12 protein-coding genes are annotated in these 12,665 nt (G+C 67.8%); 3 read left to right on the top strand and 9 right to left on the bottom strand.

The genetic code is table 11. The annotated features are described in order from the left end of the window. Window positions 1-33: 33 nt before the first annotated feature. From ybeY to ACH438_RS24660, 3 genes are all read right to left on the bottom strand, one after another. Window positions 34-588, bottom strand: a complete 555-nt coding sequence (ybeY, locus tag ACH438_RS24670) for an rRNA maturation RNase YbeY (RefSeq protein ID WP_397009044.1) — start codon at window positions 586-588, stop codon at window positions 34-36. Window positions 589-610: 22 nt separating this feature from the next. Beyond that, window positions 611-1,702: a PhoH family protein gene (locus ACH438_RS24665; protein WP_397009172.1), complete on the bottom strand. Its 1,092-nt coding sequence runs from the start codon at window positions 1,700-1,702 to the stop codon at window positions 611-613. 179 nt (window positions 1,703-1,881) lie between these two features. Further along, entirely contained in the window at window positions 1,882-2,769 is an 888-nt protein-coding gene (locus ACH438_RS24660; RefSeq protein ID WP_397009042.1) for a LysR family transcriptional regulator, read from the bottom strand. 38 nt (window positions 2,770-2,807) lie between these two features. Here ACH438_RS24660 and ACH438_RS24655 point away from each other — a divergent pair, with 38 nt between their 5' ends. Next, complete coding sequence (locus ACH438_RS24655) at window positions 2,808-4,097, top strand: MFS transporter (RefSeq protein WP_397009040.1); 1,290 nt, start codon at window positions 2,808-2,810, stop codon at window positions 4,095-4,097. Window positions 4,098-4,140: 43 nt separating this feature from the next. Here ACH438_RS24655 and ACH438_RS24650 read toward each other — a convergent pair whose 3' ends face one another. From ACH438_RS24650 to hemW, 6 genes are all read right to left on the bottom strand, one after another. Next, window positions 4,141-4,881 carry a 16S rRNA (uracil(1498)-N(3))-methyltransferase gene (locus ACH438_RS24650; protein WP_397009038.1) on the bottom strand — a complete coding sequence of 247 codons (741 nt, stop codon included), beginning with the start codon at window positions 4,879-4,881 and terminating at the stop codon, window positions 4,141-4,143. 4 nt (window positions 4,882-4,885) lie between these two features. Further along, entirely contained in the window at window positions 4,886-6,040 is a 1,155-nt protein-coding gene (dnaJ, locus tag ACH438_RS24645; RefSeq protein WP_397009036.1) for a molecular chaperone DnaJ, read from the bottom strand. Window positions 6,041-6,073: 33 nt separating this feature from the next. Next, entirely contained in the window at window positions 6,074-7,114 is a 1,041-nt protein-coding gene (gene hrcA / locus ACH438_RS24640; protein WP_397009034.1) for a heat-inducible transcriptional repressor HrcA, read from the bottom strand. A 175-nt stretch (window positions 7,115-7,289) separates the two neighbouring features. Then, window positions 7,290-7,874 carry a thioredoxin family protein gene (locus ACH438_RS24635; RefSeq protein ID WP_397009032.1) on the bottom strand — a complete coding sequence of 195 codons (585 nt, stop codon included), beginning with the start codon at window positions 7,872-7,874 and terminating at the stop codon, window positions 7,290-7,292. A gap of 27 nt (window positions 7,875-7,901) precedes the next feature. Continuing rightward, window positions 7,902-9,047, bottom strand: coding sequence for an epoxide hydrolase family protein (locus ACH438_RS24630; protein ID WP_397009030.1), 1,146 nt, complete (start codon window positions 9,045-9,047; stop codon window positions 7,902-7,904). A 210-nt stretch (window positions 9,048-9,257) separates the two neighbouring features. Next, window positions 9,258-10,427 (bottom strand): radical SAM family heme chaperone HemW, encoded by a 1,170-nt coding sequence (gene hemW / locus ACH438_RS24625; protein ID WP_397009170.1) that lies wholly within the window; start codon window positions 10,425-10,427, stop codon window positions 9,258-9,260. 238 nt (window positions 10,428-10,665) lie between these two features. Here hemW and ACH438_RS24620 point away from each other — a divergent pair, with 238 nt between their 5' ends. Together ACH438_RS24620 and ACH438_RS24615 are read left to right on the top strand one after the other, a co-directional pair. Further along, window positions 10,666-10,758: an Ms4527A family Cys-rich leader peptide gene (locus ACH438_RS24620; RefSeq protein WP_373281383.1), complete on the top strand. Its 93-nt coding sequence runs from the start codon at window positions 10,666-10,668 to the stop codon at window positions 10,756-10,758. Between the two features lie 115 nt (window positions 10,759-10,873). Next, window positions 10,874-12,664 carry a nitrite/sulfite reductase gene (locus ACH438_RS24615; protein WP_397009027.1) on the top strand — a complete coding sequence of 597 codons (1,791 nt, stop codon included), beginning with the start codon at window positions 10,874-10,876 and terminating at the stop codon, window positions 12,662-12,664. Window position 12,665 lies beyond the last annotated feature (1 nt).

Here is a 12,665-nt window from a genome sequence, read left to right as displayed (position 1 = left end):
GAACGATCGCCAACAGGAGCAGAACGAAAGAATTCACGCCGGGTCCAGCGGATCACCGGGTGCGGTGAATCCGGTCTTGCCCAGCAGTCGCCGATCCCGCTCGGCGAGCTCGTCGCGCCGCTGCTGCTCGCGCAGGCTCTCGTACCAGCCCTCCAGCAGGGAGGCCTGCAGCGCGAACATCTCCTTCTCCTCCTCCGGCTCGGCATGGTCGTAGCCGAGGAGGTGCAGGACGCCGTGCACGGTCAGCAGCGCCAGCTCGTGATCCATGGAATGCCCGGCCTTCTCGGCCTGCTGGGCCGCGAACTCCGGGCAGAGCACGATATCGCCCAGCATGGACGGGCCGGGCTCGGCGGCGTCGGGACGCCCGCCGGGTTCCAGCTCGTCCATGGGGAACGACATCACATCGGTCGGACCCGGCAGGTCCATCCAGCGCATGTGCAGATCGGCCATGGTGTCGAGATCGACCAGCACCATCGACAGCTCCGCCGCCGGATGCACATCCATCTGGCTGATGGCGAACCGCGCGACGCTGACCAGTTCTTCTTCGGATACCTCGATACCCGATTCGTTGGCGATCTCGATACTCACCCGATAAGCCTATCGGCCGAGTTCAGTGCCGCTCCCCCCGGCTCGCGGCACGCCGCTGCGCACGATTGCCCGGGTAGTGCACCGAGGCCGGTGGCCGCGACTCGTTCTCGAACCGGTCGTAGGCGTCCACGATCTCCCCGACCAATCGGTGCCGCACCACATCCGCGCTGGTGAGCACGGAGATATGGATATCGTCGATATCGGTGAGGATCTCGGTCGCCGCCCGCAGACCCGAGCGCGAATTGTTCGGCAGATCGACCTGGGTGACGTCACCGGTCACCACGATCTTCGAACCGAAGCCCAAGCGGGTCAGGAACATCTTCATCTGCTCGGCCGTGGTGTTCTGCGCCTCGTCGAGAATGATGAACGAATCGTTGAGCGTGCGACCGCGCATGTACGCCAGCGGCGCGACCTCGATGACGCCCGCCTGCATGAGCTTCGGAATCGCCTCGGGATCCATCATGTCGTGCAGGGCATCGTAGAGCGGCCGCAGATACGGGTCGATCTTGTCGTTGAGCGTGCCGGGCAGGAAGCCCAGGCGCTCACCGGCTTCCACCGCGGGACGCGTCAGGATGATGCGATTGACCTGCTTGGTCTGCAAGGCCTGCACGGCCTTCGCCATGGCCAGATACGTCTTACCGGTACCCGCCGGACCCACACCGAACACGATGGTGTGCGAGTCGATGGCGTCGACATAGCGCTTCTGATTCAGCGTCTTGGGCCGGATGGTCTTACCGCGCCGGGACAGGATGTCCAGGCTCAGCACCTCCGCCGGGGAATCCGAGGAGCCCTCGGTGAGCATCGAATACGTGTGCCGCACGGCCTCGGGGGTGACCACGCGATTCCGCGCGGTCAATGCCACCAGCTGGGCCACAACACGTTCCGCCAGCGCCACATCGGCGGGCTTGCCGGTAAGGGTGACGGAATTGCCGCGTACATGAATGTCGGCATCGAGAAGCCGCTCGAGTTCACGCAGGTTCTCGTCAGCCGAACCCAGGAATCCGAACACCGACTCCGGTGCCAATTCGATGCTGGAACGAACGGTCCGCCCTGCCGGTCCGGACCCGTTGCCGCCGGCCCCGATGCCGGCAGTGGGTGTGTTCTGATCGCCGATCTCGCCTGCGTTTCTCAAAAGTGGCTATAGCCTGCTTTCCGGTCTCGAACCTCACGTCGTTGACCAAAGTTTACCGCCGACCTCCGACACCGCCCAGTGAATAGACGGCTACCAGCAGGTGTGACGCCGGACTGCCGCAGCGCTGCCGCCAGGGCGTTACGCGGCGGCAGCGCACAGCGCTATTCGACGGCCCAGGCGAACGCGAAATCGCGGAAACGGCGGACCGCGTCGGAATGGACGGCGGTAGAAGACCAGATCAGGCCCACCGCACGGGTCGCGCCCGGATCGGAGAGCGGGATCAGGACCGGGCCGGGCTGGGGGCCGCGGACCGGGGCTTCTTCCAGCGGAAGGACCGCGACACCCAAGCCCGCGGCCACCAGACCCGCGACGGTCACCAGATCACTCGACTCGAAACCGATGCGCGGGCGGAAATCGGCTGCGGCACACAGGTCGTCGAGGATCTGGCGCATACCGAAACCCGGATGCATCGAAATGAAGTCGGCGTCGGCCGCTTCGGCGAGACGGACCTGCCGGCGCACGGCGAGACGATGGTCGGCCGGGACCGCGAGCGCCAGGCGCTGATGCAGCAGGGTGCGCCAGCCGAGCCCGGTGGCCGACGGTTTGGGCGAGACCAGACCCAGATCGGACGTGCCGTCGAGGACATGCGCGGCAACCATTCCCGAGGCGCCCTGGTGCAGCGCGAAGGCGATATTGGCGGAGGTGCGGCGGACGCCCGCGATGAGATCCGGGACCAGGCGGGCGCCGAAGGAATGCAGGAACGACAGGCGGACCACACCCTTGGCCGGATTGGCCAGATCCGCCAATTCCCTGGCGGCGGCATCCAGTTCGGCCTGCGCCCGGCGGGCGTGCTCGTAGTAGACCCGGCCGAAGGCATTGAGGGTCAGGCGTTTTCCGTGCCGATCGAACAGCTGGATGCCGAGCCGGTGCTCCAGGCGCGCCAGCATGCGGGAGAGCGTGGGCTGGGTCAGGTGCAGGCGATCGGCGGCCGCGCCGACGCGTTCCAGCTCGGCGAGCGTGGTGAACCAGTGCAGATCGTCACTCGGCATGGACGGCCTCCGGGCCGGTAGCTCTGCTAATGCGGCAGATGTATCAACTATCCGGTTATTATGCATTTCCTTTGTTAGCGGCCGCGAACCATGCTCGAGAAGTGAGCACAGCAGCGGTCATCGCACCCCCGGAAACCAGCAGCCACGAGCGCCGCATCACCATCGCGCTCTTCGCCGCCGGACTGACCACCTTCGCGTCCATGTACAGCGCACAGGCCCTGCTGCCCAGCCTCTCCGCCGCCTTCGACGCGACACCCGCGCACGCCGCGCTGGCGGTCTCCCTGACCACCGGACTGCTGGCCGTGGCGATCATTCCGATGAGCGTGCTGTCCAACCGGTTCGGGCGGACCCGCATGATGATCGGCTCGGCGGTCACCGCCAGCGTCATCGGACTGCTGCTGCCCTTCAGCCCCAGCCTGGACGTACTGCTCGTAGGCAGGGCGATCCAGGGGATCACGCTGGCCGGGGTGCCGGCCGTGGCCATGGCCTACCTCGCCGAGGAGATCGGGGCGAACGGGCTCGGGACGGCCATGGGCATCTACATCGCCGGCAATACCGTCGGCGGACTCGGCGGGCGGCTGATCCCGGCCTTCACCCTCGAAGTGGCGTCCTGGCGCTGGGGCGAGGCCATGGTGGGCTTCGCGTCGGCGGTGTGCGCGGTGATCTTCGTCAAGATGCTGCCGCCCTCCCGGAACTTCGCGCCGCGCCCGCTCGATCTGCGCACGCTGACAAGGGATTTCGCGGGTCACCTGAACCACCGCATCCTGCTGCCGCTGTTCGCGCTGGCCTTCGTGGCCATGGGCAGCTTCGTGTCGATCTACAACTTCCTCGGCTACCGCCTGACCCGCCAGCCGTTCGGATTGTCCGACGCCACAGTGGGATTGATCTTCATCTTGTATCTGGCGGGCACCTTCACCTCCGCCGCGGCGGGACGGCTGACGGCCCGCTTCGGGCGCAATCGCGTCCTGGTCGTCGGCATCGCCACCATGGCCGCGGGACTGCTGCTCACCCTCCCCGACCAGCTCTTCGTCATCCTGTTCGGCGTACTGCTCTGCACCGCGGGTTTCTTCGCGGTGCACTCCATCGCCAGCGGCTGGGTCGGCGCGGCGGCGGAAGGCAATCGCGCCGCGGCCTCCTCGCTGTACTTGTTCGCCTACTACATGGGCAGCTCGATCGCCGGTGGCGCAGCCGGTTTCGCCTACGGCCGCTTCGGCTGGGCCGGACTCGCGACCTACGTGGGGGCGCTGATCCTGATGGCGGCAGCGCTGGTGACAACCCTCGCGACCCGATCCCGCCGCGCCACGGCAGCGCGGACCGCGCTCGCGTGACGGTCGTTCGCGGCCGCACGGCTCGATTCCACCGCGGAATCAGTCACCAGCGCGGGGTCAATGCTCCGAGTGCGCCGAGAGCTACCGCCGCGGCCGTCGAAGTGCGGAGGACGGTGGGGCCGAGCAGGACGATATAGGCGCCTGCCTCGGAGAGGGCGGTGAGTTCGGCGTCGTCGAGACCGCCCTCGGGGCCGACGATCAGGACCACCTCGGGGACGCCCTCGAAAGACAGCTCGGTGAAACGGGATTCGCCCGATTCGTGCAGGGCCGCCACCACTGCGCCGTTCGCCTTCGCGTCCCGCACCAGGTCGACCAACTCCCGAGTGCTGTGCAGCTCGGCCACATCCGGGATGTAGGGGCGACGGGATTGGCGGGCTGCCTGCTTGGCGGCGGCGCGCCATTTCTCGACGCCCTTGCGGGCCTTGGCTTCCCAATTGGAGACGCAGCGCGACGCCTGCCAAGGCACGATGGCGTCGGCGCCGGCCTCCGTCATCAACTCGACCGCCAGTTCGGAGCGATCGGATTTGGGCAGCGCCTGAACCACCGTCACCTGGGGAGTGGCGGGGGTCGCGACGTGGCGGTCCAGCACCTTCAGTTCGAGCCGATCCTTCTGCGCCACCGTCACTTCCGAGGCGGCCAGGACGCCGTGCCCGTCGGAGAGGGTGATGGGCTCTCCGGCCCGGATGCGGCGGACGGTGGCCGCGTGCCGGCCCTCCGGTCCGTCGAGCACGGCGGTGGCCCCGGGTTCGGGGACCTCGTCGAGGTAGAAGACGGTGGCGGCCAACGGGTCAGCGTCCGCTGAAGGAGGCGCGCAGGCGGGCGAACAGGCCGCTGTTGTGCTCGGACTGGGCGGTCAGCACCTCGGTGCGTTCGTTGCCGCGCAGGCCCTTGTACTTCTGCAGCAGGTCCGTCTGCTTGGAGTCCAGCTTGGCCGGCACCACGATGTCGAGGTGCGCGATCAGGTCTCCGCGCGAGCTGACCCGCAGCTTCGGCATGCCGTGCCCGCGCAGCACCGACGCCTCGCCGGGCTGGGTGCCCGCGGGAATGGTGAGCTCGACCGGCCCGTCCAGGATGGTGTCGACCACCACGGTGGTGCCCAGCGCCGCGTCCACCATGGGCACGCGGATGGTGCAGTGCAGGTCGTCGCCGTCGCGGACGAAGGTGTCGTGCGGCTGCTCGACGATCTCCACGTACAGGTCACCGGCCGGGCCGCCACCCGGGCCGACCTCGCCCTGCGCGGCCAGCCGCACCCGCATGCCGTTCGCGACACCGGCCGGGATCGGCGCGGCGATCTCGCGGCGGGCCCGCACCCGGCCGTCGCCGCCGCACTTGCGGCAGGGATCGGGGATGACCTCGCCCGCGCCACGGCAGGTGGGGCAGGGCCGGGAAGTCATGACCTGGCCCAGGAAGGACCGCTGCACGCTCTGCACTTCACCTGCGCCACCACAGGTTTCACAGCGCACCGGCTTGGAGTTGCCGTTGGTGCCGGAACCCTGGCACAGATCGCAGAGCACGGCCGTGTCGACGGTCAGGTGCTTGGTGACGCCGACCGCGCATTCCTGCAGCGAGAGCCGGGTGCGCAGCAGCGAATCCGCGCCGGGCTGCACGCGCCCGCGCGGCTTGCGCGGGTTGGCGCCGCTCATGCCGCCGAAGAAGGCCTCGAACACGTCGCCGAGTCCGCCGAAGCCGGCGCCGGAGAATCCGCCGCCCATGCCGCCCGCGCCGGATTCCAGCGGGTCACCGCCGAGATCGACGATGCGCCGCTTCTCCGGGTCGGACAGCACCTCGTAGGCCGCCGACACCTCCCGGAACTTCTCCTGCGCCTCCGGTTCCGGATTGACGTCGGGATGAAGTTCACGCGCCAGCTTGCGATAGGCGCGCTTGATCTCCTGGTCGGTCGCGTTACGTGCGACGCCGAGCAGTCCGTAATAGTCCCGTGCCACTGCGCTCTCTAGTCCTGTTTCGTCTCCGCTTGCTCACCGTTCGGCGAGCACCTCACCGATGTACCGGGCGACGGCCGCAACCGAGGCAATGGTGCCCGGATAGTCCATGCGGGTCGGCCCCAACACCCCCATGCCACCCAGAACGGTACCGGGCATCCCGTAACCGGTGGACACCACGGCCGTCCCGCGCATCTGCTCGACCTTCGTCTCCTCGCCGATCTGCACGGTCACGGTACCCGGCTGCTGTGCCGCTGCCAGCAGCTTCAGCACGATCACCTGCTCTTCCAGGGCCTCCAATACCGAACGCAGCGAACCCGGGAAACCGTTCCCGGCGAAATCGGACGCGCTGCGAGTCAGATTGGCGGTGCCGCCGAGTACCAGTCGCTCCTCCGGATGCTCGACGAGTGTTTCCACCAGCACGGTCGAGACCCGGATCAGCACCTCGCGCAGCCGCGCGGGTGAGTGTTCGGGCAGTTCCGCGACCGAGGCCGAAGCCATGGCCAGTCGCTTACCGTCCATGGCCTTGCCGAGCATGGCCCGCAGCACGGCGAGGTCTTCCTCGGTGATCAGATTGCCCAGATCCACCAGGCGCTGTTCGACGCGTCCGGTGTCGGTGATCACCACGAGCAGCAGTCGCGCCGGATTGAGGGCCACCGCTTCGATGTGCCGCACGGTGGAGGCCGAGACGGTCGGGTACTGGACCATGGCCACCTGGCGGGTGAGCTGGGCCAGCAGGCGGACGCCGCGGCGCAGGACGTCGTCGAGGTCGACGCCGCTCTCCAGGAACTCCATGATCGCCCGGCGTTCGGCGTTGGAGAGCGGCTTCACCTCGGAGATGTGGTCGACGAACTGCCGGTAACCCTTGTCGGTGGGGATGCGGCCCGAGGAGGTGTGCGGCTGGGCGATGTAGCCCTCGGCCTCCAGCACCGCCATATCGTTGCGGACGGTGGCGCTGGAAACTCCTAGATTGTGGCGTTCCACCAGGGTTTTCGAACCGATCGGTTCCTTGGTGGATATGTAGTCCGCGACGATCGCGCGCAGGACCTCGAGCCGCCGTTGTTCCGTGGTCGACATGGGGCCCACCTCCTGGTTCGTCTCCGGGTGCGTGTGGATGCCACCAGTTCGCCGGCGCTGTACACAACCGGTTCACCGGCAGGCAACTGCCACGCGGATTCCCGGACATCCGAGATCCAGTTTAGTTGCCTGTCGGCATATTGCCTGCGAGCCGGTCCCGGCCCGCGGCCACGGGTCAGAGCAGCAGGCCGGAACCACCGGGCTCGTTGCCCGGCTTCCATTTGATGGAACACCCGATGCTCGGGGTGTGCGGTTCCGGTACCGGTCGCCCGGCCAGCACCAGTTCGAAGGCGGCCCGCAGGGTCGCGCCATCGGAGCGGACCTCGTTTCGCGGTCGCGCGGCATCGAATTCGCCACGGTAGGCCAGGCGGCGGGCGGCGTCGTAGAGGAACAGATCGGGCGTGCAGGCGGCGCGGTAGGCGCGGGCCACCTCCTGCGCATCGTCGATCAGGTAGGGAAAGGCGAAGTCCGCGCGGCGCATCTGCTCGCGCAGGTGCGGGGCATCGTCCTCCGGATAGCTCACCATGTCGTTGCTGCTGATGCCGACGGTGGCCAAGCCCTGGGCCGCCAGCTCGGAAGTGACTGCGCCGAGCGACCTTTCGATGCGCCGCACATACGGGCAATGGTTCGACAGGAACACCACCAGCAGGGCCGGCGCTCCCGCGAAACCGTCCAGGGACACCTTGCTGCCGTCCACCGCGGGCAGCGTGAATTCCGGTGCGGGCGTGCCGATCGGGACCATGAACGATGCGAGCGCCATATCCCCTATTGTCCGCTCCGGGCGGGATCAGCCGAGCAGTTCGGCGAAGAAGGCGCGCACGTCCTCGACCAGTAGTTCCGGGGTCTGCATGGCGGCGAAATGACCGCCGGTGTCGAAGTCGGTCCAGCGCACGATGGTATTGACCTGCTCGGCATACCGGCGGATGGCGACATCCTCGGCGAAATTGGCGACGGCCGTGGGCGTAGTCGACAGGGTCGGCAGCGCCGGTGAGTGCAAGGTCTCGAAATACAGCTGCGCGGAGGAACCGCCGGTGTTGGTGAACCAGTACACGGAGATGTTCGCCAGCATCTGGTCCCGATCGACCCGATCCTGCAGCGCGCCTTCACTTCCCGTCCAATCATGGAACTTCTCGGTGATCCAGGCCAGCTGCCCGGCCGGCGAATCCGCGAGCGCGAAGCCCAGCGTGTGCGGGCGAGTGCCCTGGATCTGGAAGTAGCCGCCGCCGTCGGTGAGAAAGGCGCCCAGGCGCGCCAGGCTCTTTCGCTCCCGCACCGTGAGGGTGTCGGCGGTCTCGTCCGGAACATGGCCGTAGGGAACGAAACCCATGGTGGCGGCATTCACGTGCACACCGACGACGCGTCCGGCATCCACCCGGCCCAGATCCGGGCCGATGAACGCGCCGAAATCGCCGCCCTGCACGCCGTAGCGCGGATAGCCCAGGCGGCGCATGAGTTCCGCGTAGGCACGGGCGATGCGCATACTGTCCCAGCCCGGGGCCGTCACCGGACCGGAGAACCCGAAATTGGGGTGCGACGGGATGATCAGGTCGAAGGCCGGACCGCCCGACTCCGGATCGGCGAGCGGCTCGATGACCTCCAGGAATTCGACCACCGACCCCGGCCAGCCGTGCAACAGCAGCAACGGGAACGGATTCAGCTTCCGGGATCTGATGTGCAGGAAGTGGATCCGCGCGCCGTCGATGACCGTGGTGTACTGCGAATACGAATTGAGCCGCTGCTCCCACCAGCGCCAATCGAAACGCGCGGCCCAGTGCGCGGCCAGCTCCCGCAGCGGGTCGACGGGCACGCCGCGGGTCCACCCGGCCCCGGGAATCTGTGCGGGCCAGCGGGTTTCGCCCAGTCGCCGGCGCAGGTCACGAAGCTGCACCTCGGGCACCTCGACCTGATACGGGACGATGTCCTCGTCGAACATGGCGAATCCTCGCGAGCGGGGCGCACAGGACGCCGGGGTGGGCTGCTCGGTGCAGCGTAGGACACCACCGCCGCACGAACGGCCTAATCGCGACGGGTCCGGGCACGGCGCGATGACGCGTCCCGACGGATTCGGGCGCAAGGCACCAAACACCCCGACGGCAGCGCCGAATCCGCCCGCCGGCCGGCGGCCATGGTGAGTCGGCCGGGCTCAGCCGAGCAGCGTGCGCACCACGCCATCCGCCAGCAGGCGACCTCGATCGGTGAGCATCAAGCGGCTTCCTTGTTGCACGGCCAGCCCGTCTGCGACCACGCCTGCCGCGGCCTCGCGACCAGCGGCATCCAGATCCGCCAGCGGCAGGCCGGTGCGCAGGCGAACCGTGAGCATGACGCGTTCGGTGTACTGCTCGTCGGCGGTGAGGGCCTCCCAGCCGGCGGCGGGCAGGCCGCCCAGGGTGACCCGATCCGCGTAGCGCGCAGGGTGTTTCACATTCCACCAGCGGACGCCGCCGACGTGGCTGTGCGCGCCCGGACCGGCGCCGAGCCAGTCGCCGCCGTCCCAGTAGCCGAGGTTGTGGCGGCAGCGGGCGGCATCGTTCGCGGCCCAGTTGGAGACCTCGTACCAGTGCAGGCCGGCGGCGGACAGGCGGTTGTCGATGCGTTCGTAGCGGGCGGCGAGGACGTCGTCGTCGGGGGCGGGGAGTTCGCCGCGGCGGACGCGGCGGGCCAGGGCGGTGCCGTCCTCGACGATCAGCGAGTAGGCGGAGACGTGATCGACGCCGGCCGAGAGCACGGCGTCCAGGCTCGCGTCGAGATCGGCGTCGGTCTCGCCCGGAGTGCCGTAGATGAGGTCCAGGTTCACGTGCTCGAAGCCGGCGGCCCGGGCTTCCCGCGCGGCGCTCACGGCGCGGCCCGGCGTGTGGGTGCGGTCGAGGATCTTCAGTACGTGCGCGGCCGCCGACTGCATGCCCAGCGAGACGCGGGTGAATCCGCCCGCGAGCAGGCGTTCGAAGAATTCCGGCGAGGTGGATTCCGGGTTCGATTCGGTGGTGACCTCGGCGCCGGGAGCCAGGGTGAAGTTGTCGCGGATCGCGCTCAGCACGTTCGCGAGGCCGTCGGCGCCGAGCAGTGAGGGGGTGCCGCCGCCCACGAAGACGGTCTCGACGGCCGGTGTCGGCGTCGGGAAATCGGCGAATCGTTCAGCGGCAGTGGACAATTCACCGCGCAATGCCTCGAACCAGGATTGCGGTGAGGCGGAAGTGCCAAGCTCCCCGGCGGTATAGGTGTTGAAGTCGCAGTAGCCGCAGCGGGTGGCGCAGAACGGTACGTGAATGTAGATCCCGAAGGCCCCGCCGCCGAAGTCGCGCAGCGCCGGCACCAGGGATTCATCGGTTGCAGGGGCGAGTGCGGCGGTCGAGTCGGTCACCTCATCAGTGTGACCGGTCGCGCGGGTCACACCGTACGCGCCATCTATAGGTCAACCGTTCAAGATCCGATAACGGCCTGATCTATGACTGTCGTCACAAACCGGATGATATATCCAGGGGATTTCCCGCAAAAGCACGGAAAATCCCGTCCAACGGTCGGAACGACCCGTCTGACGTGGCACAATAAGCGGCATGACTGGACTTGGAGTACGACTCGTGGCGCGTCGCCATGTCGACTTCAAGCGCGTCTGCAGCGCGAGCTGTCTGCCGGACTGCCTCCGGTAGATCGGCTCCCCTTCCCCGGAATCCGGCGTGTTCTGACGCCGTAAGAGCCGGTTCTGATCTCGGAGGCGAGAGCCAGCCCCTCCCGCCTGCCCGCAAGACCCTCAGGAGCGACCCCATGACGTCGAGCACCGACGCCAACAGTTCCGAATCCACTCGCCCCGCCCGGCCCGAACGGCCTGCCGTGGAACGACGTGTGCGTCCGGACCGTCCGCGTTCGGAAGCGCCCGTCGCGCCGCGCGAGCGCACCGCGCGACCGGTGAAGCGCAAGTCGGAGGGGCAGTGGGCGCTCGGCTACCGGGAACCGCTGAACGCGAACGAGCAGAGCAAGAAGGACGACAACCCGCTCAACGTGCGCGCGCGCATCGAGAACATCTACTCGAAGCAGGGTTTCGACTCGATCGACAAGAGCGATCTGCGCGGCCGCATGCGCTGGTGGGGTCTCTACACCCAGCGCGAGCAGGGCTACGACGGCACCTTCACCGGTGACGAGAACATCGACATCCTCGAGGCCCGCTACTTCATGATGCGGGTGCGCTGCGACGCCGGCGCGCTGAACCTGAAGCAGCTGCGGGCGATTGCCGGCATCTCCACCGAATTCGGCCGCGACACCGCCGATCTCTCGGACCGCGAGAACGTGCAGTACCACTGGATCGAGATCGAGAATGTGCCGGAGATCTGGCGGCGGCTCGAAGAGGTCGGCCTGCAGACCACCGAGGCGTGCGGCGACTGCCCGCGCGTGGTGCTCGGCTCACCGCTGGCCGGTGAATCGCTGCACGAGATCCTCGATCCGACACCGGCCATCGACGAGATCGTCAAGCGCTACATCGGCAAGAAGGAGTACTCCAACCTGCCGCGCAAGTTCAAGACCGCCATCTCCGGGCAGCAGGACGTGGTGCACGAGATCAACGATGTCGCCTTCGTCGGCGTCGAGCATCCCGAACACGGTCCGGGCCTGGATCTCTGGGTCGGCGGCGGCCTGTCCACCAACCCGATGCTGGCTCAGCGGCTGGGCGCGTGGGTGCCGCTGGACGAGGTGCCGGATGTGTGGGAGGCGGTCGTGTCGCTGTTCCGCGATTACGGCTACCGCCGCCTGCGCACCAAGGCGCGCCTCAAGTTCCTCGTGAAGGACTGGGGTGTCGAGAAGTTCCGGCAGGTGCTCGAGGACGAGTACCTGAAGCGCAAGCTGATCGACGGCCCCGCGCCCGAGCAGCCGGCCCGCCCCATCGATCACATCGGCGTGCAGAAGCTGCGCAACGGTCTCAATGCCGTCGGCTTCTCCCCCATCGCCGGTCGCGTCTCGGGCACCATCCTGACGCAGGCCGCCGACGCCGTGGAGCGTGCGGGTTCGGATCGGGTGCGGTTCACGCCGTACCAGAAGTTCATCGTGCTCGACGTGCCCGACGACAAGGTCGAGCAGCTGATCGAGGAGCTGACGCCGCTCGGCCTGCAGGCCCGCCCGTCGCATTGGCGGCGGAACCTGCTGGCGTGCAGTGGCATCGAGTTCTGCAAGCTGTCGTTCGTGGAGACGCGCAAGCGGTCGCAGGTGCTGGCTCCCGAGCTGGAGCAGCGGCTCGCGGATATCAATGCCGACCTGGATGTGCCGATCACCATCAATATCAACGGCTGCCCGAACTCGTGCGGCCGGTCCCAGATCGCCGATATCGGCTTCAAGGGGCAGCTCGTCGACGACGGCGACGGGAATCAGGTGGAGGGCTTCCAGGTTCACCTCGGTGGCAGCCTCGGACTCGACAGCGCCTTCGGGCGGAAACTGCGTCAGCACAAGGTGACCAGTGACGAGCTCGGCGACTACATCGAGCGGGTGGTGCGCAACTTCATCAAGAACCGTGACGGTGAAGAGCGTTTCGCGCAGTGGGCTGTTCGCACCGACGAAGCAGACCTTCGGTAGT

This window comes from Nocardia sp. NPDC020380 (genome assembly GCF_044386975.1).
Classification (GTDB): domain Bacteria; phylum Actinomycetota; class Actinomycetes; order Mycobacteriales; family Mycobacteriaceae; genus Nocardia.
Note: the sequence above shows the minus strand (reverse complement) of the source record. Positions and strands in the feature narration are given on the sequence as shown.